Raw genomic sequence first — 19,582 nt, 5'->3', positions numbered from 1 at the left:
GGCCCTCAGTCGCGTTGGCGGGCCGCCACAGCCCGCCTTCCTGTTCGGTGGGTGCCATCAGACGCGAACGGGCATCAAGACGCCGTCCCACCCTTCGAGGCCGCCGGTGATAACTGCAGGCGATCCAGGCCCGGCCATCTTCATCGCGACCTCGCCCGCAGGCAGAACCCCGAAGATTGCGCTGACGTAAGCTGCGTTGAAGCCGATCTCGAAAGGCTCGCCGGTGTAGTCGGCCGCGACTTCGTCCTGCGCCTCGCCGACGTCGGAACGAACGGCAAGCGCAATTCCACCCGGTGCGATGGAGAACTTCACGGCGCGGCCGCGCTCTGTCGAGACTGACGTGACGCGGTCGGCCGCCTTCATCATCTCATCGCGGTTGACGGTCACTACCTTTTCGTTGTCACGCGGGATCACGCGAACATAATCCGGGAACGTGCCGTCGATCAGTTTCGACACCAACGTGAGGTCGGTGCTCTGTACTCGGATCTTTGTATCCGAGACTGATACGTTAACAGATCCTTTCGGCAGTAACCCGACGGTCTTCCGCGGCACGATGATGCCCGCAAAGTCGGGCAGCTCCGGCCCACGATGGCGTGCAAGACGATGGCCGTCGGTCGCCACCGCGACGCCAGCGCCGTCGACGACGTGGAAGAAGATGCCGTTCAGATAATAGCGCGTTTCTTCGGTCGAGATCGCGAATGCCACCGGCGCGAACAGCCCAGCGAGGTCGATGTCGAAATCGGCAACGTAGGTGCCGCCAGAGAGATCCGGGTAATCAGATGCCGGCAGTGTCTCGAGCTTGAACTTGCTGCGGCCCGATTTCACATCGAGGCGACCGTCCTTGAGTTCGATCGAGATATCGCCCGTCGCCTTGCGCACGATACTGTCGAGCAACTTGGCGTTGACGGTGATGCGGCCTGGCTTCTGGATGGTCGCTTCAGCGGTCGCAGTGGCCTGGATGTCGAGATCCGTGCCGGTGACCTTGAGCGTGTCGCCCTCTGCCTCTAGCAGAAGGTTAGACAGAATCTGGATGGTATTTCTGGCTTCGACGACCTTGCCCACGGCGCCCACGACGCGCGCGAGTTCGGTGCGGCTGATGTTCAGCTGCATTGGTGGTCTCCTCTTGTGGTGGAAAGGCGAGCCGCTGGTGAGGCGGCCCGCCGGCTACTTACTTGTTGCCGTTACCCCAAGGACGGCGCGTGCCACCTGCAGCTGCGCCACCGGCCGGCTTGCTGGCCGCGTTGTCGTTGGCCGCTGTGCGCCGGTTGTCGTTGGCCGGTGCAGCACGCTGCGCAGGCTGGTTGGCGTCGATCTCCGGCGCCGGTACATTGCCTTCGTCCGGATAAAAGAATCGCTTGATCTCGTTGCGCGGCTCGTAGCCCTCGCGCGGCTTTTCCACGCCGACCTTTGCGGTGAACGAGATGAAATGTAGCTCGTCGGAGTCGTTGACCTCGTCGAGGCCGATGGCGCGGCATAGCTTCGCAAGATCGCGCTGGCCGATTTCCTGCGCCGTGGCGTTGGCGTTCTCAAGGTTGATGTTGGCGAAGATCTTCCGGCCCTTGAACTCCGACGGCTCGACGACGTCGTAGGTGAGCTTGAGGATGGTGCCGTTGCCCTTCGCGGTCGGCTTCACTTCTGAGGCCGAAACCTCAAGCACATAGGTGCCGTTCGGCACGTTGCTGCCGCGTTGTTCGGTATCGTGATCCTGAGCGTTAAATCTTTGACCAAGTCCGGCCATACGTAGTCTCCTTCTGTGGTGGTGGTGTTAGGCGTAGTAGCGGAAAGGCCCGCTACCGTAGGGGCTTACGATGCGCTCTCGCCACACCGTCTCAAGCCAAGCCAGACGCCGCACGCCGCGGTGGCGTGCGATGACCGGGAACCAGGCGAACCAGTTCTCGCCTTCGGACATTCTATCCTCCTATAGAAGCCGCCCGCGTTCTTGAGCGAAGTCTATTGGGTGCTTGGCTGCCTTCTTGAGATTGCAAGGCGGGCAGAGCACCTGAAGGTTCTGTTTTCCATTCGAACCTCCGCGCGATAGCGGCATGATGTGATCGACGTGCCGCTCTGTGGTCTTGCGAACCGACGCTCCACACTCGGCGCATCGGTACTTTTGACGCCGCATTATCTCCGCGACATCATCCTTTGTGTGAGTGTCGGGGCAGCCGCGACGCAACGCGCGGCGGTTTCTGTCTGCCACCAGCCTGAGCTCATGAGCTCGCTCTGGATTGGCCTCAGCCCAACGCCTGGCCCGCCTCACGTTGTTAGCGGACACCTCTGGTTTGGAGTTCGAACGACGAGCGTACTCTCGCTTGAGCTCAGGGTTGTTGGCGGTCCACTTCCGGAGGCTTGCCACCCGGCTCTCACGTTCCTTCTCTGGATTCGCGGCTGCCCATTCTCGGCGGTGCTCACGCTGACAGTCGACGCACTGGCCGGTGCTGGTGTAACGGCAAGCAACGTGCCATCGCTTGCAGGGTAGGCCAGTAAAGTAGTGCCTGAGGCCCGCTTCTCTTGCTGCTTCCTTTGTGCTCGGAAGCTTGTCGTTCGCCGCATCCACTACTGGATGCCCGTTGGCTCAGGAAAATACTTTGCCAACTCGCTGTAGCCACTGCCCTTACGGTAGGGGATGGTGTCTGGCATGCTATACCTGTTCTTGGCTTGGAAACCTGCGCCCTCGTTTAGGTGGATCTGGCGCTCCTTGCCGCCTTCCGCATGCGCCACCTTCGTCTGGCGAGCCACTTCCTTCTCTTTGATGGAGACGCGATAGTTGCAGAACGCGACTATGTCCGACTTCTCACGAACCAGCGCATTAGCGCGCTTGTGAAGCTTCGGCTGGTATCGGCTGTACGGGTCCGTCACCGGGCTGTCGAAGCGCACGATCTCCGGGTGGGCAAGCATGACGACGCAGATGCCGCGCTTAGCCAGCGCCGAGACCGCAGACATCAGCTCGTTCCACTCGGTGTCGGTCTCGATGTAGCCACGGCCATAGCCCGGCTCTTCGATGGTCGCGACGCCGATACGTTGGCATGTGGCGCGCCAGACGAGCGGCTCGAGTCCGTCGAGGCTGTCCAGGATGACGGTCTTGCGGTCATGCTCCTCGGTAAGAAGCTCGCCGAAGATGTCGAGCAGTTCGTCAAAGCTCTCGATCGTTCCGGGCGTGACGAGCTCGACGTCAGACGGCGGTCGCTCGCCTTCCGTGGCGAGATAGATGGCGTCGGGAAACTCAGCGGCGAGGCTGGTCTTGCCGATACCATCGACGCCGTAGAGCAGAATCACGGGCGGATCGGCTCTCTTCGTCGATTTCAGGGATGATAGGCTAATAGCCATGCAGTCTCCTCTTGTGGTGGGTGGTTAGATCAGTGCGCCGAGCAATACGCCGGCAATGAGCGCGCCTGTGGCGTAGACCCAGCCCCAGAGCCTAGAAGGCCGGTCAGGAATGTCAGACTTCTCGACGATGGGCGCATCGATCGGCGTGTAATCGAGCGGCGTGCCGGTGGTGGCGTAGTGTGCCCATGGGGATTTCATGCCGCCGCCCTTACCTTCTCTGCGCGCCAGCGAGCGCGAGCCGCGCTGTGCATGAAGAGGTAAGGCCGATCCTCGCTGACCTTCGCATCGAAGACGGCACGCAGGGCGCGCTTGCGCTGGCCGCGAGTTGTGCCGTTGGCAAACTTGCGCAGTTCCTTCTTTGGATTGCGCCAGCCTTTGCCGCCGGCGAGCTTCTCCATCAGCGTCTTGCGGCGGACGCGGTGCTCGTAGCTGGTGGACGGCATGCCGAGCTTGCTGTCGTTCTCGTGCTCGCGGTTGGCGAGATCTGTGAAGATGTTGGACATAGGTCTCCTCTTGCCGTGCGCTGGTGAGGCGCACGGCTGTTGCTGTGGTGATGGTGGTGGGGTTGGTTAGGCGGCGCGAAGGACCGCGGTCTTGGTGATCACCTCGTCAGCAATCCTGCTGTCCGCAAGAATGAAGACGCCGAACTGCTGGCCGGGATAGGCGAGAGCGAGGCGCTCCGCTTCCGCAGTGGCCGATGCCTGGTCGGCGTGGATCTTCGGCTTTGTGGCCGGCTTCGGCTGGCCGTTTTCGATCAGGGCGACGATGGCGAGTGTGGAGGGCGCGAGCTCGAGTTCGCTTTCCAGCCACACGCAGCCGTGCGCGCCTTCGCCACCCCACGTTTTCTCGCCATCTACTTTGTACGTTTCGCGCTGGATGACGAATTCGTCGCCGATATGCGGCTTCTTGTGGGACAGTCGTGCTCTCACGATGCGCACCCGATCACCCACCTTGAACTTCGGCTTCGCCGCCGCGTTGTCGTTGCTGGCCTTGGCAATCCGTGCAGCGGGCTCGTCGACCCATTCGGCGATGAGGTCGTCTTCAGGAATGTACGGGCACGAGCCATCAGCATTGTAATATGCCTTACTGCTGCCTTCCGCTGCGCCGAGGAATGGCCAAGTATAGTCGATCTTCTCCATCGGCCCAACTTTCCGTCCGTCGCGCGTCTTGTAGAACTTGCCGGCTTCGATGCTGAGGGTTGCGTTATCGACTGGTGCGAACCGGTCAATTGTCCAGCGAGGACCGGCGCCGCCCGGCGTAGCTGCAATCGTCAGTCCGGCCTGCCCATCGAGATAGCGCGGTGTGACCTTGCTGACATAGACGAGATCTCCGTTACTCAAGCGTGCGCCGACCTCATTTGCCCAGTGCATATTCCAGTGGCTAACCACATCCGACGCAACGATTTTGACGCGGTCGCCTACCTTCGGCAGATTTTCAAACTTACCCATAATCACGCCCTCCCCGCCGGCTTCGCGCCGCGCAAATAGTCAGCAAAATTCACGATTACGCCCGGTGTCGGCTCTTCCGCCTTGCTCGGCGGCGTCTCGTCGTCTGCGATCGCCCGGAGTTCCCACTCATGGAAGGAAAGCACTTCGAGCGTCGGGCTGGTGCGGATAACCGCAAGGCTTCCCATGAAGCCGATGACGATGCCAATGACGTTGGTGTTCATCTTGTGCTCGACGACATCACCGACGTCGAGAGCTCCGCAATCAGGGCAACTCATGCCGCCACCTGCAGATCGGGGCCGTCGACAGTCGGCACGCGAGCCAAAGTCACCGGCATCATGCCGCTAAGGGTAGAGCAACCGCCGTTATGTGCGGCCATCTTGCGGACCCGGCCTGGCACGTTGTCGTTTGCGGCGACGGGGCGTTGCTTATAGATATCCAGGCCGAACTCGCGGCGCAGACGTTGGTAGACGGTCATCTCTTTGATGCCGTAGGATCTGGCGATATCAGCACAGCTCTCGCCTCTGAGGCGACGAGCGTGCATATCCGCCAGCGTATCGCTGGTGATTTGCGTCATATTGCTCCTCTGATGTGGTGTACGGGCCATGCCCGGCCAAGTGTGGTTGCACTTGTAATTAACGTTCGCAGACTATATTGTTTTTACAAATTTGTCAATATTTGGCGGTCGCCCTCCTCATGCCTGAACAAAAATCTCGCCTCTCGCAACTCATCATCAACGAGCAGAAATCGCGCGGCCTGACCGAGCGAGAGTGCGCTGTGGAACTTGGCGTCCTGCAGCAGACGTACAGCACTTGGAAGGCTGGACGCATACCGCGAGAAAAGGTGTGGCCTGCTCTTTCGAAGTTTCTGAACGTACCAGAAGACACACTGAAAGAATTGATCGACGAGGCGACTGGCTCGCCCGGCGGCAAGCTGCCGCCCCTCACTGTGTACTCCAACGTCCGCACATACGGCCGAATGGCTGACCGCAAGGAAGCCAAACTGAAGTTCGACACAAGCCGCAAGAACGTCCCTGAAGGGCGGTACGCTGTTATCGTCGACACGAAAATCATGGAGCCGGCGCTTCCGGTTGGGTGCAAGGCATGGCTTGATCCTGGCATTTGGCCCAAGCCGGGACATGACGTTGTCGCTCACGCTCGTGGAAACGGTTGGATCGGTCGGCTCGCGAAGCTGGAGAACGGCAATGCAACCCTGCACCGCTTTGGGGCTGATCCGATTGAAATTCCCGACGTCGATGCTGTGCACGTAATAGTCCTCTCCGAGCGCATCTGAAAGCCCACCTAACGGCCACCTATTAGCAGGTGCTATTTATCATCATAGATATTTGACAAATTTCACAAATTGAGTCATAACGACATCGCCGATGTGGTGTCGGTATGGAACAGCCTTGAGTAAAACCGCTGCGGCAGTCTCCTCCTCGGCTTAGTACGAACTTCAAGGGCAGCAGCTAAGCGGGTGGTGCCGACCTTCGGGTCTGCCTGCACCTTGAAGAAGAAATTAGTGACCCGGCTTGCCGTGGTGAAGCGATCGACGGGGATGGTGGAGATGCTTGGTAGGCGCCACTGTCCCCGGACTTTTGCCGGGTGGCGGGGGATCAGTCCCGCTCTTTTAGCTCCAAGCGCCAAAAGCGCCGCGGGCCTTCGCCAGCGAGCGCACAAATCTGTTCTGTTTTCTGAAATCTTCTCATAGTCCCCTCGAAGTGTGGTGGTTGGTGGTGGGAGCAGAAATTACTGCTCCTATAAAAAGGAAAAGCCGCCCGGAGGCGGCCTGCATCTTCTTCTGGGTGGAATCCACCTGCTATCCAGTCTTCTTCTTCCGCCTTCGCCCTCTGAAATCCGCATATTTTCTCCTCATGTGTGGTGATAAAAATGGTTTGCGACCTTCATGGCCTAGTATGTGGGCGGTCCTCGCCCCTTCTTTGAAACTCTTCTTTGCGGCTCCTGCCCCCAGGAACCTCTTCTGTCAGTCGAAGTAAAGTCGTTCGCCATGTTCGTCTCCGCGTGGTGTTTGCCCTACGACCCGGTGACACTTGAATGGGTACACGTTCCGTACTAAGAACGCAACATAAATTCGTACAGCGGGTACATAATTTTTTTAGTACCCCATGTGCATGGCCGAAAAAAGCAATTTAAACAAAGAAGTTACAGAGCAAATGGCTCAAAGGCTCGTCGCTGCGCGCGTTGCCGCCGGCTATCAGAAGCGATCACAGGTATTCGAGAGGTTTCCATCGTGGAACCAGGACACGTACTCAAGCCATGAACTCGGCCGCCGAAAAATCAGCGAACCGTTCGCGCGTAAGTACGCCGAGGCTTTCAAGGTAAGCGTGTCGCACTTGCTGGGCCACGACCTCGTCGAAGAGATCGAGGTGGTCAAGCCAACGCCGAACGCCAGCTTCCCTCCCCGGTGGCAGCGCTTCTCTGCGACAGAATCAATACCCCTGCTCGGCCAGACCGCAGGTGGCGCGAACGGACGGTTTATTCTCAATGGAAGCGAGGTCGGACGCGTTTTCACGCCGCCTATGTTGGAAGGCGTCGAGGACGCATACGCTGTGCGCGTATACGGCACATCGATGGAGCCGCGATATTATGCCGGAGAAACCGTCTGGCTGAACCCGCACGAGCCTGTACGGCAAGGCGATGACGTTGTAGTCCAGTTGCTTACCGACGAGGAGAATGGCCGCGAAAGCTACATTAAGCGCTTCGTCTCGAAATCCTCCAAGGTGACCAGGCTCTGGCAGCACAACCCCGACGAAGCTGAAACAAACGAACTCGAGTTCGACTCAGATCGAGTGTTTTCGGTTCACAAGATCGTCTTTCACGCCACGGTGTAAGCCGCAACCACTTCCTCAAGCCACGTTGGCCGGATGGTCAAATTTCTATGGGCAGGCGGCGCCTTCGGGCACTCGCTGCACCTGATCTTTCGGCAGAGCTGCATGTAGTTGTGCACGCCCAGTTCTGACGCGCGCCGTAGGCCGCTGATGCTGAGCACTCTAGAATGGCCGCAATCGTCGCACGCGACATAAAGACTCGACAGCTCGATCACCAATCGCATTGCATCTGGATGATTGACTGGCGCATGCCGCATCGCCGCTAACCCCGTTCCCTTTTCGTTCTCTTTTGTAAAGCAGGACTCGATCGTGATGTCGAGTCGAATTGATTCGGCGCGTAAGAAAACCTTGTCGCAGAAGCCGCTTATCTGTACGTAATTATTTTGTACGCACCGTACTTGCTTTTTGTTTCCGCGCGGTGTACACCTCTCCTCACTCGCTGGAACCGCGGCGAGCACCACGCTCTTGAGGAGATTACCAATGTACAGACCTACCCCGGAAGATTTCGACGACATCAGAACGCTCGCCAGCTCTGCCGAGCCGATGCTGCGCCCTGACCATAAGGCTAAGAAGAAGTCTCGCCCGCGCCGCAATGAAAAAGTCGGCGGCGGGCATTTTGTGTTCCATCGCGGCGAGCGCAACGGCCGTGTAACGCCGAGCGGCTACCCTTTCGAACACCCGAACATCGACTCGGCTCGCACCGAAGCTGAGCGTCTGCAGAAGCAGAACGGCGGCCGTTACGACGTGCTGTCTGTCTCGTCGATCGTCGACGGCGCGGACTGGGACGATCAGCAAGACGCTGCCTGATGTGGTTCTCCACAGCTGACAAGCTCCCGCCTGTTGGAGTTGTCGTGGAGACCAAGATCGACGACGCGGACGGCATCCGGAATATCCAGAAGCTCAAGCGCAACGGCAATCTTTGGTGGCATCCTGACGGCTCTATGTACGTCTACTACACGCCGACGCACTGGAGGTTCTCATGACCTTGCGCGACTTCCTGCATGATCTTGTTTCCGCTCTTGCAGCAGGTAGCTGCATCGCTGCCATCACCATTTGGGGCAGCCATCTGAATTTCTAATTGCCCTCGGGGCAATACCGGCGCGGCTGCGGATGGTGGCTGCCAAACTTCCATCATGGTCGCGCCGGTCACCAATCACCAACCACCACCACAGAAGGAGACCAAAACATGCGCCAACAGGACGCCAGAAGACTTGCGGCCGAATTCCATGCGGACTTCGTGCCGACCCGCCAGGCTGACAATCTAGAGGTTATCGCCAACCTCACCGAGGACACCAACACGGCGAAGGTGCTTGCCGCAGTCGCGGGCTGGCACGAGCGGAAGCGCAACCGCCGCCATCAGGCCATTGCTGCTGCCCTGCGCCAGGTCAGCGGCACCAAGCCGCGCCCGGCCAACGACAACCGCCAGCAGCGCCGTGCTGCGTAGGCTGGTCGTGCTGATTATCGCAGCGGCCCTTACGGGCTGCTGCACTTCCACACTGCAGCGTGGCTGCGATCCGATGCCCAAGTGGCGCGGATATGCCTTGGAGGCGAAGTGATGACGAGTTGGGAATTGATTTTGTGCGTGTGGACGCTTGTTGCGATTGCGAGCGGCGCGGCCCTTGGCACTATGATTGACAGGATGGGTCGATGATCAATCAGCGAATGATCGACGAAGGCACCCAGGCTTTGGCAGACCGCGTTGGCAAAGGCACACCAGATGCGTTTCGCGGGGCTGCTGAGGCCGTCCTTCGTGTCGCTCTTTCGGGCAGATCGGACCCCTCGACGTCACCGAGCCTGTCAGCCGGCGTTGAGGCCGCCATACACGATGATGACGCCAACAAAAATTGCAAGAATCGCCCCGAGGGACAGTGCTCCTACGAGGACCATACTTCCCTTGCCGAACCTCTGCTTAAGGGGTGGCCTGCCGCTGTTAACTCTGTCTTGTCTGCTAGCCATGATATCCCTCGTGTCTGTGCTTCCTCAGACTACGAACTGATCCCGGTAGGCAATAGTTCCGACCAACCGCACCAATTGAGGGATTGGGTACTCCATGACTAAACGCATCACCAGCAAGACCGCCAATGAGTGGCGAGCTATGGCCGGCAATGTGCCAGTCAAAGAGATCGCGGAGCGGTACGGCGTCCACACTGGCACCGTCTACTACCATATCAATCGCAAGCATGCCGCCATTCGCCGAGAGCAGTGGCGGAAATGCACCGCGAGAAGAAAAGCCGAAAGGAGGGCTGCGGCGTGAGCATGTCACCAGCCAATGACAATAGCCCTCGCCTACTCGGCAGAAGAGAGGCGGCAGCCTACCTCGGCATCGGGGAATCGACATTCTCCCTTTGGGTATCCACCCATAAGATGCCAGCGGCAATCGCAGGGACGCGAAAGTGGGATAAGAAGGCAATCGACGCGAAGCTCGACGCCATCAGCGGCCTTGATGTCGCCAACGACAATCAGGAAGACGAGTTCGAAAAATGGGAGCGGGAATATGGCTCGGGAAAAACTGAAGGGCCTAGCCACGGTAAAAAAGCGCCTTGCAAGCGGTAAGACCATAACTTACTGCTATGCCTGGCGTGGCGGTCCGCTCCTAAAGGATAAGGCCGGTCGCCCTATCCAGCCAGGAGATCCGCTTCTCATGCGGGCTTTTGTTGAGGCCACCAAAGATCGGTTCATTGATCCTGCTGAGAACATGAACAAGCTAATCACTGAGTACCGGGCATCGACGGACTTCACCAAATTGTCGAAGGATTCGACACGCAACTACAATCGTTACCTCGACCAGATCCGGGACAGGTTCGGGAAGATGTCGCTCGTCGCCATCCAGGATAACCGCGCACGAGGCAAATTTAAGGAGTGGCGCGACACCATGGCCGACCGCCCTCGCACGGCTGATTTCGCATGGATGGTTCTGGCGCGGGTCTTGTCGGTGGCGAAGGATCGAGGGCGAATCAACGTCAACCAAGCTCAGCGCGGCGGCCGCCTGTACGTGGCGGATCGCAACGAAAGCATCTGGACCGACGAGAAGCTCGAAGCGCTGTTCGCCGTAGCCTCCGAAGAAATCAAGGCTGCTGTCATCATGGCTCTATGGACAGGTCAGCGAAAGGGCGACTTGCTGAGGGCGCCTTGGAGTGACTACGATGGCACGCACATAAAAGTGAAGCAGGGAAAAACTGGAGCTCGGGTCAAAATCCTAGCTGGCGGACAGCTGCGAGATCTTCTCGACACTCTGCCGCAGATCTCGCCAGTAATCCTGACAAATAAGCGAGACAAAAAACCGTGGACCCCGGATGGCTTCAACACCAGCTGGTCGAAAGCCAAAAACAAAGCTGGCTGTGGAGATCTCACGTTTCACGATCTCCGCGGCACCGCCGTCACCAGGCTGGCTTTGGCGGGATGCTCTGTTGCTCAGATCGCCGCCATCACCGGACACAGCCTGAAGGATGTTGAAGCTATCCTTGACGCCCACTATCTCGGTGGGAAGACGGCCTTGGCAGAGGAAGCCATCAGGAAGCTTGAGGACTTCCAGTCCAGCCAGAAAAAAACAGAGAAAAAAAAGCCCGCGTGATGCGGGCTTTTTCATTTCTGGGTTGTGTGGCTAGAACAACGTATGAACGGATTTTGCAAACCGCTCCCGTTTTCTGCAAACCGCAGAACCACGATCGCCACATAAACTATTGAAATTGTTGGCGACCCCTGCAGGACTCGAACCTGCGACCTGCTGCTTAGAAGGCAGCTGCTCTATCCAGTTGAGCTAAGGGGCCTTATAGGCGGCAGCTTTGTGCCGCAATAATCAGTGTGTCCAGGGCTGCAGGCGATTGAACCGGAAATTGTCCGTGTAGGACACTGCCTGCCGGTTTGCGTCTTTCGGGTGAATGACCCGGTATTCTATGCCCTCGCGCTGCGCATAGGCTTCAGCCAGTTCCTGCGTCTCGAAAGTCAGACGGAGCTGCTGCTTCATGTCGCCGGATGACGTATAACCCAGGATCGGATCGATGCTGCGCGGCGTTTCAGGATCGAACTCCAGAACCCACAGACGGGTCTTGGCCTTGCCCGACTGCATTGCAGTTTTTGCAGGACGATAGATCTTCGCAGCCATGAGTTCACCAACCCCATAAATTCGTCCGCGATCCAGGCATCCTATCTGCCTGAGAATGCCGTCAACCGATTCAACGATATCGCGGCATTGCGGTACCAACGCTTTTGCCGTGTCCCCGGTTCATTGTCAACGACCTCCATGGCCATTGAAACAGCGGAGGCTAGGGCCAAGCCCCGACTTCTATCTTACAATCGTCAGCGTCTCGGCGGCCCGGGTGATCGCCGTATAAAGCCAGCGCTCGCGCGTATCGCGAAACGCAAAGCTCTCGTCGAACAACACGACATTGTTCCATTGCGAACCCTGCGCCTTGTGGCACGTCAGCGCATAACCGTAATCGAACTCGTCGTAACGCTTGCGCATCGACCACGGAATTTCTTCCTCGCTCTCGAAGGCAGCCTTGAGAAGCTTGATCTTCGCGGCACCGCGATCCATGTCGTCGTCTTCCGGGCGGATCATCAGGTTGATGCCCGGCTTCACCGTTTCTCGTGAGGCGCTCATCACCTGCCAGAGCGAACCGTTGAGCAGGCCCTTGACCTGGTCGTTCCTCAGGCATACCAGCTTGTCGCCGGATTGCGGATAATCGGCCGTAAAGCCCTTCAGCTCGCGCAGGCGCTGGTTATAGCGCTTGCGGGTGCGGTTGGTGCCGACAAGAACCTGGTCGGCACCGAGCACAAGATCCTGAGTCACCTCGTCGCGTGAAATGACCTGCGCCTTTCCGTAATCCCCATACATGATCTCCTTGCCCTCGCGCACCTGCATGGCGAGCTGGATGATAGGGTTGTCCTGCGCCTGGCGATGGATTTCGGTCAGGAGATAGTCCGGTTCCTGCTCGGTGAAGAAACCGCCGCCTGAAACGGGCGGCAGCTGACCGGGATCGCCGAGGACCAGGATTGGCGTACCAAAGCTCATCAAATCTTTGCCAAGCGCCTCGTCGACCATCGAGCATTCGTCGATGACTATGAGGGCTGCCTTGGCGACGGGGCTCTGGCGATTGATGGCGAACATCGGCGCGATCGAGGTCTTGCCTGTCTCTTCGTCTTCGACCGCCTCCTCGCCGCGTGGGCGGTAGATCAGCGAGTGGATAGTCTTGGCGTTGCGGGCGCCTCTGGAGCGCAACACCTGCGCCGCCTTGCCGGTAAAGGCTGCAAACAGAACCTCTCCGTCCACATGTTCGGCGAAATGTTTGGCAAGCGTCGTCTTGCCGGTGCCGGCATAACCGAACAGCCGGAAAACCTGGCTGCGCCCATCCTTCAGCCAGCGCGAAACGGCCTTGAGGGCCTCATCCTGTTGCGGTGCAAATTGCATGCCGGGACTTGGCAGGATTCTCGGAGAAAGCGCAACAGAAAAGAACGAAAGATGAATCAAAGCCGAGGATAACGGCGCCTGCTGCGCTTATCGGCCGCCTGTCTGTCGAAAATGAAAAAAATCTTCGGCTCGTGGGGAATAAATTCGGGCATGCCGGTGTCATGACATCGGTGGCCGGGAGAGAGCCACCTCAAATCAGGAGACGCCCGATGAAAAAGCTCATCCTCGCTACTACCGCATTCGCCGCGCTCGCCACCGCAGCCCTCGCCGCAAGCCCGTTCACGACGGTCAAGACCGCCAAGGGAAACGTGCTTGCCGGCGAAAAAGGCATGACGGTCTACACTTTCAAGAACGACAAGGCCGGCACGTCGAACTGCTACGACAAATGCGCCCAGAACTGGCCGCCGGTCATGGCCGCTTCCGATGCCAAGCCTGATGGTGCATACTCGCTCGTCACCCGCAAGGACGGGGCAAAACAATGGGCCAAGGACGGCATGCCGCTCTATTACTGGGTGAAGGACACCAAGCAGGGCGACACGACCGGTGATGGCGTGAACGGTGTCTGGGATGTCGCCAAGCCCTGATCTTCCCAACTCTGAAAGGGCGACCGGAGGCGAGACCGAAGACCTCGCACCGGTTGCCTTTGAAGCAAGAATCCTCGCTCTCCTGCCGCAGCTCAGGCGCTATTCACGCAGCCTGACGCGATCGGACACGGAGAGTGAGGATTTGCTGCAGGACTGTGTCGAAAAGGCCCTCGTCAGCCGCAGCCAGTGGCGCGGCACAAATTTCAAGGCATGGGCCTACCGGATCATGACTAATCTTCATCTCAACGCGCACCGATTTCGCATACGTCACCCATCGGCGACAATCGATGGCAGCGAGATCGACGATCTCGCCATGACGTCCGCAGATCCGCTCGAAAGCCGGCGGCTGATGCAGTCTCTGGCAAACCTTCCGGCAGAATTTCGCGTCGTCCTAACATTGGTCGTCGTCGAGGGATATGCCTATCAGGAGGTGGCCGAGATGCTGGACATCCCCATAGGGACGGTCATGTCGCGGCTATCGCGCGCACGTCACGCACTGCGGGAAAAGATGCGCGAAGCCAACATCATTCCACTGCGGAGACCCCTATGACAGAGCGCCGCTCCATCTCCGAGGAACAGCTGCACGCCTATGTCGATGATCTCCTCGACGAAGCAGATCGCCGGCGCGTGGAAGAATTTCTCGGTGAAAATCCCGAGGCGGCAGAAATGATCGCCGACTGGCAGTCGCAAAACGACGGCCTCCGCTCAGCCTTTGCCGGTTACCGGAAATCGTCAGCCGCAGACCTTCAACTGGTTACCATGAGCGGCAACCGGACGAGGAGCCTGCGTGCAAGCCGCCTGTCGCTCGTCGCAGCGTCGATTGCGATCTTCGCGCTTGGCGCGCTGGGCGGGCATTACACCCCTGCCCTGTTTGAGAAATCCGAACTCGCGCAGGCCTATGCCGATGCCCTTCCGCAGGAGGCCCACAACGCCTTCCTCGTCTATGCAAGCGAAGTCCGCCACCCGGTCGAGGTTTTTGCCGATCAGGAGGCACATCTCGCCACTTGGCTCGGCAAACGGCTGTCGATCCCCGACCTCAAGGTGCCCAACCTGCAATCGCTTGGCTTTCGCCTTGTCGGAGGACGATTGTTGCCGGTCGTCGGCACTGCCGGCGCCATGTTCATGTATGAGGATGCAGGCGGTCAACGGCTGACCGTGATCGTCGGGCGAAATCCGCAAAACCAGTCCACAAGCTTCCGCTTTGCCTCTGCCGGCGATATCGAGACGTTCTACTGGATCGACGGCGATCTAGGTTATGCGGTCACCGGTGAAATCTCGCGAACCACGCTGCAGAAAGTCGCGGAGGAATGTTATCGCCAGTTTCCGTCCTGAGCGATGCTTGGCATCCGCAAAGAAAGTCTTAGGTTAGCCTTTTAAAGGCCGAACCGGGGTTTTCACATGCACGATATTGCCGCCGCAACTCTCCCGTCCGGAACACTTTTGCCCTCGCTGGGACTCGGGACATGGAAGATGGGCGAGAATGCCCTGACCTCCAGCCAGGAGGTCGAGAGCCTGAAACGCGGCCTCGATCTCGGCATGACGCTGATCGATACGGCCGAAATGTACGGCGAAGGCGGAGCCGAACTCATTACCGGAAAGGCAATCGAGGGGCGGCGTGACGACGTCTTCCTCGTCAGCAAGGTCTATCCCTTCAATGCCAGCCGCCAGGGCGTCATAGACGCCTGTGAGAGAAGCCTTCAAAGGTTGAAAACCGATCTGCTGGACCTCTATCTTCTTCATTGGCGTGGCGAGCATGATCTTGAGGAAACCGTGGCCGGTTTTGAGGAGCTGCGCAGAGCGGGCAAGATTCGCGAATGGGGCGTCTCGAATTTCGATGTCGAGGACATGGAAGACCTGATGGAGGTGGAAGACGGAGAAAACTGCGCCGCCAATCAGGTCCTCTACAATCTCTCCCGCCGGGGTATCGAACACGACCTCCTGCCCTGGTGTCAGGAACGCGGCATTCCGATCATGGCCTATTCGCCCATCGAACAGGGCCGGATATTGCGCAACACTGAATTGATCCGCATCGCCAAGGCCTATCAGGCAACACCAGCCCAACTGGCGCTGGCCTTTGTCATGCGAGCGCGAAACACGATCGCCATCCCGAAATCCAGCGATCCTCACCGCGTTGAGGAAAATGCTGGCGCCGCAGGGCTGGAGATCAGCAGGGAGGATTGGGCGGCACTCGACACAGTCTTCCCGCCGCCGTTCAGGAAACAGCCGCTGGAAATGCTGTGAGCTAAAGATGTGCCCGCCCGGCGACGATCGCATCGATCGCCTTAAACACATTCGACGCCTGCCGGGTCTCCGGATCGCGATAGATCGGATAATCGATGAAGGCAGCAGCGGTAAGCTGGTCGATACTGCGCGTTATCCCTCGGCGCTTAGAGACGGTTGCTCGGGCAAGCTCGTTCATGTGGTCCTCGGTCAGGCCCCAACTGCTATAGAAGGGCGCGGCGTAACAGCGTACCGGCACACCGCGCAAAAGCGCGTCGAAACCGAACTGGCTGGCAACCGTCCAGACCTCGTCGACCACCTTCAGGATCGACGCAGCTGAGACAGGTTCGGCCGACAGCGTGACCCCCGCCCTGCCTGCCGCCATCTCGGTAAGATAGCCCTTCCTGTAGCCGGCAATAACGTCCGGATGAGTACGAACGATACACTGGGCACCACTCGCCAGCGCATCGTCGAGCATGGCGACGAAGGATGCCGATGAGCCGAGCGAAAGCGGAACGGAGACGTCTCCCTTCACCTGGTCGATCAGAAGAATTCTGCGTTTGCCGCTTGGCTCGAACTTCGGTTCCTGATGCGGAAGATGGTTGTATTTGGAAAGGCCATGCCGAACGATCGCGTCGCGCACGTCCCTCGCCTCCTGCCCGCCATCGTCTGACATTTCAGCGATAATTCGCTCCAGGCGCGACGCCTTCGACGCATCCGTTGACAAGGCCAGATCGTCCGCGACGATAGAAAATGGCAAAACGCCGGATTTTCCGAGTTGAACGGAACGGAGAAATCCATCCTCAAGCCGCCAATGCGGCAGATTGCGCGCCGCTGCTATCGTCTCCGTCATCTTCGCGACGATGCGGCCACCCCAGGCGATGGTTCCGCCAATGCCAGGAGCAAGGCAGGTCCGGACCTCAGGCAATCCGAGATAATCCTTCACCCACGGCATGTCTTTGCGAAGCCACCGCATGGCTCCGAGCGACGTTCCGACCGGGGGGAGCCAGGGCTTTCCCCCGATCCTGCCGGGATCATCATATTTCAAGGCAACGACCGTCCACGTTTGAGGCGAATTGTTATCGCCTACTCCGGACGGTCAGCTTTGTCCAATCGCGTTACATGCCCTGTGGGCCGCGATTCATCGCCGCGATGCCCGTGCGGCAGACTTCAATCAGTCCGAGCGGCTTCACCACCGCCACGAACTGGTCGATTTTCGAGGATTTTCCGGTGATCTCGAAAATGAAGTGACCGACCGTCGCATCCACAACCTTCGCCTGGAAGGCATCGGCAAGGCGCAAAACTTCGGCCCGGCTTTCACCGGTTCCGGCCACCTTGATCAGCGCCACTTCGCGCTCGATCGGGCGTTCCTGACCAAGCTGGCCCGCACGCACCGTCAGGTCGACGACCCGATGCACCGGAACGATCCGCTCAAGCTGCGCCTTGATCTGCTCAAGAACGGTCGGCGTACCGTTGGTCACGATCGTAATTCGCGATAGGTGGGATTCGTGTTCAGTCTCCGATACGGTGAGACTTTCGATATTGTAGCCACGGCCGGAGAAAAGGCCGATGACGCGGGCAAGCACGCCCGGTTCGTTGGTGACAAGAACCGATAGCGTATGGCTCTCGACCTTGGCGGTTTCCGGGCTGATGAAATAGGCAGAACCGGTCGGCTGCTGATGTGCGTTCATGATCTGGGTCCGTTCCTTAAAATCTTGTCAGGAATGCCAACTCGTATCAAACGAGCTGGCGGCCCTTTGCATCGATGGCCGTCGCAACAGCTTCGTCCGAAGCCTCATCCGGCAACAGCATCTCGTTATGTGCCTTGCCAGATGGGATCATCGGGAAGCAGTTGGCGAGATTGGCAACCCGGCAATCAAAGATAACCGGCGCCTTTACCGCGATCATCTCGGCAATCTTGCCATCCAGTTCCTTGGGATCGTCGCAATACATGCCGACAGCGCCATAGGCTTCCGCCAGCTTGACGAAATCGGGCATGGCTTCGGTGTAGGAATTCGACAGGCGGTTGCCGTGCAGCAGCTGCTGCCACTGGCGCACCATGCCCATATACTGGTTGTTCAGAATGAAGATCTTCACCGGCAGGTTATGCTGGATGGCGCAGGACATTTCCTGGATGCACATCTGGATAGACGCGTCACCGGCAATATCGATAACAAGCGCATCCGGATGTGCAACCTGAACGCCGAGCGCTGCCGGCAGGCCGTATCCCATCGTGCCGAGACCGCCTGATGTCATCCAGTGATTTGGCTCCTCGAAGCCGAAGAACTGGGCTGCCCACATCTGGTGCTGGCCGACTTCGGTGGTGATGAAGGTCTCCCGGCCCTTTGTCGCTTCAGCAAGACGCTCCAGCGCATATTGCGGCATGATGACGTCGTTGGAGTTCTTGTAGGAGAACGACTTGCGTGCGCGCCAGGTCTCGATTGAAGAGCGCCATTCGGCGGCCTGGGCCTTTTCCGGCTTCTTCGGCAGCGCCCGCCATAGGCGGACCATGTCTTCCAGAACATGACCGACATCGCCGATGATCGGAATATCGACCCGAACGTTCTTGTTGATCGACGACGGATCGATATCGACATGGACCTTGCGCGAATTCGGCGAAAACGCGTTCAGGCGGCCGGTGATACGGTCGTCGAAACGGGCGCCGATACAGACCATGACGTCACAGTCATGCATCGCCATGTTGGCTTCGTAGGAACCGTGCATGCCGAGCATGCCGAGCCAGTTCTTGCCCGAAGCCGGATAGGCGCCCAGACCCATCAGCGTCGAGGTGATCGGGAAATCGGTCAATTCGACCAGTTCGCGCAGCAGCTTGGAGGCTTCCGGGCCGGCATTGATGACGCCGCCGCCGGTATAGAGGATCGGACGACGAGCTGTTGCCATCAGTTCGACTGCAGCCTGGATCGCCTTCAGATCACCATTGACCTTCGGCTTGTAGCTCTTGCTTGCCGACGCTTCCGAAGGCGGAACATAGGTGCCGGTGGCGAACTGTACGTCCTTTGGGATATCGACAACGACCGGGCCGGGGCGACCAGTCTGTGCGATACGGAACGCCTCATGGATGATGCCTGCCAGTTCGTTGACATCCTTCACCAGCCAGTTGTGCTTGGTGCAGGGGCGCGTGATGCCCACGGTATCGGCTTCCTGAAACGCATCCGAACCGATCAGCGTGGTCGGAACCTGGCCGGTCAGGCAGACCAGCGGGATCGAATCCATCAGCGCGTCCTGCAGCGGCGTGACCGCATTTGTTGCACCCGGACCGGAGGTCACCAGCATGACGCCAACCTTGCCGGTGGAGCGAGCGTAACCTTCGGCCGCATGGCCGGCGCCCTGTTCATGACGGACGAGAATATGCTGGATGTCATCCTGCTGGAAAATCTCGTCATAGATCGGAAGAACGGCGCCGCCTGGGTAACCGAAGAGATGTTCGACGCCATTGTCCTTCAAAGCGCGAAGCACGATTTCGGCGCCTGTCATCCGGTTGCCGTTATCCGCCGTGTCCGTCATGTCCTGTCCTCCTGATGTCTGGCCTTTTATCTGCAATGGCCTGGATTGCTGCTGGAGATTTGCTTCTGGTCCTTTGGATTGAGATGATCGACCGGAAACAAGGCATAAAAAAAGGCCCCTTAGGAGCCTGTCTTTCCGCGCATGGGTGGCTAACGCCGGACGGTTACACCGTCCTGCCCATGCGCGTTCCCACCACAATAAGTGCCTTCGAAATCTTCATGGCCGGGAG

Annotated in this window: 27 protein-coding genes and 1 tRNA gene; 12 read left to right on the top strand and 16 right to left on the bottom strand. The window is 58.8% G+C overall.

What is annotated here, in order from left to right:
* Window positions 1-57: 57 nt before the first annotated feature.
* From dnaN to MRBLMR1_RS05470, 10 genes are all read right to left on the bottom strand, one after another.
* Window positions 58-1,110 (bottom strand): DNA polymerase III subunit beta, encoded by a 1,053-nt coding sequence (dnaN, locus tag MRBLMR1_RS05515; protein WP_500063853.1) that lies wholly within the window; start codon window positions 1,108-1,110, stop codon window positions 58-60.
* Between the two features lie 58 nt (window positions 1,111-1,168).
* Window positions 1,169-1,738 (bottom strand): DUF669 domain-containing protein, encoded by a 570-nt coding sequence (locus MRBLMR1_RS05510; RefSeq protein WP_500063851.1) that lies wholly within the window; start codon window positions 1,736-1,738, stop codon window positions 1,169-1,171.
* A gap of 27 nt (window positions 1,739-1,765) precedes the next feature.
* Complete coding sequence (locus tag MRBLMR1_RS05505; RefSeq protein ID WP_500063849.1) at window positions 1,766-1,909, bottom strand: hypothetical protein; 144 nt, start codon at window positions 1,907-1,909, stop codon at window positions 1,766-1,768.
* 9 nt (window positions 1,910-1,918) lie between these two features.
* Window positions 1,919-2,122, bottom strand: coding sequence for an HNH endonuclease (locus tag MRBLMR1_RS05500; RefSeq protein ID WP_500063847.1), 204 nt, complete (start codon window positions 2,120-2,122; stop codon window positions 1,919-1,921).
* A gap of 431 nt (window positions 2,123-2,553) precedes the next feature.
* A complete protein-coding gene (locus MRBLMR1_RS05495) occupies window positions 2,554-3,324 on the bottom strand; it encodes an ATP-binding protein (protein ID WP_500063845.1) in 771 nt (256 codons plus the stop codon).
* A 24-nt stretch (window positions 3,325-3,348) separates the two neighbouring features.
* Window positions 3,349-3,522 (bottom strand): hypothetical protein, encoded by a 174-nt coding sequence (locus MRBLMR1_RS05490; RefSeq protein WP_500063843.1) that lies wholly within the window; start codon window positions 3,520-3,522, stop codon window positions 3,349-3,351.
* Window positions 3,519-3,827, bottom strand: a complete 309-nt coding sequence (locus MRBLMR1_RS05485) for a hypothetical protein (RefSeq protein ID WP_500063841.1) — start codon at window positions 3,825-3,827, stop codon at window positions 3,519-3,521. The genes MRBLMR1_RS05490 and MRBLMR1_RS05485 overlap by 4 nt, the downstream gene beginning before the upstream one ends.
* Before the next feature lie 66 nt (window positions 3,828-3,893).
* Window positions 3,894-4,772, bottom strand: coding sequence for a hypothetical protein (locus tag MRBLMR1_RS05480; RefSeq protein WP_500063840.1), 879 nt, complete (start codon window positions 4,770-4,772; stop codon window positions 3,894-3,896).
* A 2-nt stretch (window positions 4,773-4,774) separates the two neighbouring features.
* Window positions 4,775-5,047, bottom strand: a complete 273-nt coding sequence (locus MRBLMR1_RS05475) for a hypothetical protein (RefSeq protein WP_500063838.1) — start codon at window positions 5,045-5,047, stop codon at window positions 4,775-4,777.
* A complete protein-coding gene (locus MRBLMR1_RS05470; RefSeq protein ID WP_500063836.1) occupies window positions 5,044-5,346 on the bottom strand; it encodes a helix-turn-helix domain-containing protein in 303 nt (100 codons plus the stop codon). Before MRBLMR1_RS05470 ends, MRBLMR1_RS05475 begins: the two co-directional genes overlap by 4 nt.
* Window positions 5,347-5,465: 119 nt before the next feature.
* Between MRBLMR1_RS05470 and MRBLMR1_RS05465 the strand changes: the two genes are divergently transcribed.
* The 8 genes from MRBLMR1_RS05465 to MRBLMR1_RS05430 all read left to right on the top strand — a co-directional run bounded on the left by MRBLMR1_RS05465 (window position 5,466) and on the right by MRBLMR1_RS05430 (window position 11,188).
* Complete coding sequence (locus MRBLMR1_RS05465) at window positions 5,466-6,062, top strand: hypothetical protein (protein ID WP_500063834.1); 597 nt, start codon at window positions 5,466-5,468, stop codon at window positions 6,060-6,062.
* An 838-nt stretch (window positions 6,063-6,900) separates the two neighbouring features.
* On the top strand, window positions 6,901-7,620 hold the full coding sequence (locus MRBLMR1_RS05460) for an XRE family transcriptional regulator (RefSeq protein WP_500063832.1): 720 nt from the start codon (window positions 6,901-6,903) through the stop codon (window positions 7,618-7,620).
* A gap of 477 nt (window positions 7,621-8,097) precedes the next feature.
* Window positions 8,098-8,424, top strand: coding sequence for a hypothetical protein (locus tag MRBLMR1_RS05455; RefSeq protein WP_500063830.1), 327 nt, complete (start codon window positions 8,098-8,100; stop codon window positions 8,422-8,424).
* Between the two features lie 44 nt (window positions 8,425-8,468).
* Window positions 8,469-8,600, top strand: coding sequence for a hypothetical protein (locus tag MRBLMR1_RS05450; RefSeq protein ID WP_312405288.1), 132 nt, complete (start codon window positions 8,469-8,471; stop codon window positions 8,598-8,600).
* 203 nt (window positions 8,601-8,803) lie between these two features.
* Window positions 8,804-9,061, top strand: a complete 258-nt coding sequence (locus tag MRBLMR1_RS05445; protein ID WP_500063828.1) for a hypothetical protein — start codon at window positions 8,804-8,806, stop codon at window positions 9,059-9,061.
* A gap of 606 nt (window positions 9,062-9,667) precedes the next feature.
* Complete coding sequence (locus MRBLMR1_RS05440) at window positions 9,668-9,871, top strand: hypothetical protein (RefSeq protein ID WP_500063826.1); 204 nt, start codon at window positions 9,668-9,670, stop codon at window positions 9,869-9,871.
* Window positions 9,829-10,170, top strand: a complete 342-nt coding sequence (locus MRBLMR1_RS05435; RefSeq protein WP_500063824.1) for a helix-turn-helix transcriptional regulator — start codon at window positions 9,829-9,831, stop codon at window positions 10,168-10,170. Before MRBLMR1_RS05440 ends, MRBLMR1_RS05435 begins: the two co-directional genes overlap by 43 nt.
* An 88-nt stretch (window positions 10,171-10,258) precedes the next feature.
* Window positions 10,259-11,188, top strand: a complete 930-nt coding sequence (locus tag MRBLMR1_RS05430) for a tyrosine-type recombinase/integrase (protein ID WP_500063822.1) — start codon at window positions 10,259-10,261, stop codon at window positions 11,186-11,188.
* A gap of 119 nt (window positions 11,189-11,307) precedes the next feature.
* Here the strand turns inward: MRBLMR1_RS05430 and MRBLMR1_RS05425 are convergent.
* The 3 genes from MRBLMR1_RS05425 to MRBLMR1_RS05415 all read right to left on the bottom strand — a co-directional run bounded on the left by MRBLMR1_RS05425 (window position 11,308) and on the right by MRBLMR1_RS05415 (window position 13,024).
* Window positions 11,308-11,384 (bottom strand) — tRNA-Arg (locus MRBLMR1_RS05425).
* Between the two features lie 29 nt (window positions 11,385-11,413).
* Window positions 11,414-11,719 carry an ETC complex I subunit gene (locus MRBLMR1_RS05420; protein WP_148147662.1) on the bottom strand — a complete coding sequence of 102 codons (306 nt, stop codon included), beginning with the start codon at window positions 11,717-11,719 and terminating at the stop codon, window positions 11,414-11,416.
* Between the two features lie 180 nt (window positions 11,720-11,899).
* Window positions 11,900-13,024, bottom strand: a complete 1,125-nt coding sequence (locus MRBLMR1_RS05415; protein WP_148147661.1) for an ATP-dependent DNA helicase — start codon at window positions 13,022-13,024, stop codon at window positions 11,900-11,902.
* A gap of 209 nt (window positions 13,025-13,233) precedes the next feature.
* Between MRBLMR1_RS05415 and MRBLMR1_RS05410 the strand changes: the two genes are divergently transcribed.
* From MRBLMR1_RS05410 to MRBLMR1_RS05395, 4 genes are all read left to right on the top strand, one after another.
* Window positions 13,234-13,608 carry a hypothetical protein gene (locus MRBLMR1_RS05410; protein ID WP_148147660.1) on the top strand — a complete coding sequence of 125 codons (375 nt, stop codon included), beginning with the start codon at window positions 13,234-13,236 and terminating at the stop codon, window positions 13,606-13,608.
* Window positions 13,592-14,158, top strand: coding sequence for an RNA polymerase sigma factor (locus MRBLMR1_RS05405; protein WP_148147659.1), 567 nt, complete (start codon window positions 13,592-13,594; stop codon window positions 14,156-14,158). The genes MRBLMR1_RS05410 and MRBLMR1_RS05405 overlap by 17 nt, the downstream gene beginning before the upstream one ends.
* Entirely contained in the window at window positions 14,155-14,940 is a 786-nt protein-coding gene (locus MRBLMR1_RS05400; protein WP_148147658.1) for an anti-sigma factor family protein, read from the top strand. The genes MRBLMR1_RS05405 and MRBLMR1_RS05400 overlap by 4 nt, the downstream gene beginning before the upstream one ends.
* A 66-nt stretch (window positions 14,941-15,006) precedes the next feature.
* Window positions 15,007-15,849 carry an aldo/keto reductase gene (locus tag MRBLMR1_RS05395; RefSeq protein WP_148147657.1) on the top strand — a complete coding sequence of 281 codons (843 nt, stop codon included), beginning with the start codon at window positions 15,007-15,009 and terminating at the stop codon, window positions 15,847-15,849.
* Window position 15,850: 1 nt separating this feature from the next.
* Here MRBLMR1_RS05395 and MRBLMR1_RS05390 read toward each other — a convergent pair whose 3' ends face one another.
* The 3 genes from MRBLMR1_RS05390 to MRBLMR1_RS05380 all read right to left on the bottom strand — a co-directional run bounded on the left by MRBLMR1_RS05390 (window position 15,851) and on the right by MRBLMR1_RS05380 (window position 19,353).
* On the bottom strand, window positions 15,851-16,804 hold the full coding sequence (locus tag MRBLMR1_RS05390; RefSeq protein WP_148147656.1) for a capsular polysaccharide export protein, LipB/KpsS family: 954 nt from the start codon (window positions 16,802-16,804) through the stop codon (window positions 15,851-15,853).
* A 142-nt stretch (window positions 16,805-16,946) separates the two neighbouring features.
* Window positions 16,947-17,519 (bottom strand): acetolactate synthase small subunit, encoded by a 573-nt coding sequence (gene ilvN, locus MRBLMR1_RS05385; RefSeq protein ID WP_112503697.1) that lies wholly within the window; start codon window positions 17,517-17,519, stop codon window positions 16,947-16,949.
* A 46-nt stretch (window positions 17,520-17,565) separates the two neighbouring features.
* Window positions 17,566-19,353 (bottom strand): acetolactate synthase 3 large subunit, encoded by a 1,788-nt coding sequence (locus MRBLMR1_RS05380; RefSeq protein WP_148147655.1) that lies wholly within the window; start codon window positions 19,351-19,353, stop codon window positions 17,566-17,568.
* Window positions 19,354-19,582: the final 229 nt, after the last annotated feature.

It is taken from the genome of Neorhizobium sp. LMR1-1-1.1, from assembly GCF_040675795.1.
GTDB lineage: Bacteria > Pseudomonadota > Alphaproteobacteria > Rhizobiales > Rhizobiaceae > Neorhizobium > Neorhizobium cellulosilyticum.
The sequence above is the reverse complement of the archived record's forward strand: the minus strand, read 5'-3'. Positions and strand labels throughout refer to the sequence as shown.

What these genes read in the sequence shown, in the direction of transcription:
- dnaN (WP_500063853.1), bottom strand. Translation starts at nt 1,110, where the DNA reads ATGCAGCTGAACATCAGCCGCACCGAACTCGCGCGCGTCGTGGGCGCC.
- MRBLMR1_RS05510 (WP_500063851.1), bottom strand. Translation starts at nt 1,738, where the DNA reads ATGGCCGGACTTGGTCAAAGATTTAACGCTCAGGATCACGATACCGAA.
- MRBLMR1_RS05505 (WP_500063849.1), bottom strand. Translation starts at nt 1,909, where the DNA reads ATGTCCGAAGGCGAGAACTGGTTCGCCTGGTTCCCGGTCATCGCACGC.
- MRBLMR1_RS05500 (WP_500063847.1), bottom strand. Translation starts at nt 2,122, where the DNA reads ATGCGGCGTCAAAAGTACCGATGCGCCGAGTGTGGAGCGTCGGTTCGC.
- MRBLMR1_RS05495 (WP_500063845.1), bottom strand. Translation starts at nt 3,324, where the DNA reads ATGGCTATTAGCCTATCATCCCTGAAATCGACGAAGAGAGCCGATCCG.
- MRBLMR1_RS05490 (WP_500063843.1), bottom strand. Translation starts at nt 3,522, where the DNA reads ATGAAATCCCCATGGGCACACTACGCCACCACCGGCACGCCGCTCGAT.
- MRBLMR1_RS05485 (WP_500063841.1), bottom strand. Translation starts at nt 3,827, where the DNA reads ATGTCCAACATCTTCACAGATCTCGCCAACCGCGAGCACGAGAACGAC.
- MRBLMR1_RS05480 (WP_500063840.1), bottom strand. Translation starts at nt 4,772, where the DNA reads ATGGGTAAGTTTGAAAATCTGCCGAAGGTAGGCGACCGCGTCAAAATC.
- MRBLMR1_RS05475 (WP_500063838.1), bottom strand. Translation starts at nt 5,047, where the DNA reads ATGAGTTGCCCTGATTGCGGAGCTCTCGACGTCGGTGATGTCGTCGAG.
- MRBLMR1_RS05470 (WP_500063836.1), bottom strand. Translation starts at nt 5,346, where the DNA reads ATGACGCAAATCACCAGCGATACGCTGGCGGATATGCACGCTCGTCGC.
- MRBLMR1_RS05465 (WP_500063834.1), top strand. Translation starts at nt 5,466, where the DNA reads ATGCCTGAACAAAAATCTCGCCTCTCGCAACTCATCATCAACGAGCAG.
- MRBLMR1_RS05460 (WP_500063832.1), top strand. Translation starts at nt 6,901, where the DNA reads ATGGCCGAAAAAAGCAATTTAAACAAAGAAGTTACAGAGCAAATGGCT.
- MRBLMR1_RS05455 (WP_500063830.1), top strand. Translation starts at nt 8,098, where the DNA reads ATGTACAGACCTACCCCGGAAGATTTCGACGACATCAGAACGCTCGCC.
- MRBLMR1_RS05445 (WP_500063828.1), top strand. Translation starts at nt 8,804, where the DNA reads ATGCGCCAACAGGACGCCAGAAGACTTGCGGCCGAATTCCATGCGGAC.
- MRBLMR1_RS05440 (WP_500063826.1), top strand. Translation starts at nt 9,668, where the DNA reads ATGACTAAACGCATCACCAGCAAGACCGCCAATGAGTGGCGAGCTATG.
- MRBLMR1_RS05435 (WP_500063824.1), top strand. Translation starts at nt 9,829, where the DNA reads ATGCACCGCGAGAAGAAAAGCCGAAAGGAGGGCTGCGGCGTGAGCATG.
- MRBLMR1_RS05430 (WP_500063822.1), top strand. Translation starts at nt 10,259, where the DNA reads ATGCGGGCTTTTGTTGAGGCCACCAAAGATCGGTTCATTGATCCTGCT.
- MRBLMR1_RS05420 (WP_148147662.1), bottom strand. Translation starts at nt 11,719, where the DNA reads ATGGCTGCGAAGATCTATCGTCCTGCAAAAACTGCAATGCAGTCGGGC.
- MRBLMR1_RS05415 (WP_148147661.1), bottom strand. Translation starts at nt 13,024, where the DNA reads ATGCAATTTGCACCGCAACAGGATGAGGCCCTCAAGGCCGTTTCGCGC.
- MRBLMR1_RS05410 (WP_148147660.1), top strand. Translation starts at nt 13,234, where the DNA reads ATGAAAAAGCTCATCCTCGCTACTACCGCATTCGCCGCGCTCGCCACC.
- MRBLMR1_RS05405 (WP_148147659.1), top strand. Translation starts at nt 13,592, where the DNA reads ATGTCGCCAAGCCCTGATCTTCCCAACTCTGAAAGGGCGACCGGAGGC.
- MRBLMR1_RS05400 (WP_148147658.1), top strand. Translation starts at nt 14,155, where the DNA reads ATGACAGAGCGCCGCTCCATCTCCGAGGAACAGCTGCACGCCTATGTC.
- MRBLMR1_RS05395 (WP_148147657.1), top strand. Translation starts at nt 15,007, where the DNA reads ATGCACGATATTGCCGCCGCAACTCTCCCGTCCGGAACACTTTTGCCC.
- MRBLMR1_RS05390 (WP_148147656.1), bottom strand. Translation starts at nt 16,804, where the DNA reads ATGCGGTGGCTTCGCAAAGACATGCCGTGGGTGAAGGATTATCTCGGA.
- ilvN (WP_112503697.1), bottom strand. Translation starts at nt 17,519, where the DNA reads ATGAACGCACATCAGCAGCCGACCGGTTCTGCCTATTTCATCAGCCCG.
- MRBLMR1_RS05380 (WP_148147655.1), bottom strand. Translation starts at nt 19,353, where the DNA reads ATGACGGACACGGCGGATAACGGCAACCGGATGACAGGCGCCGAAATC.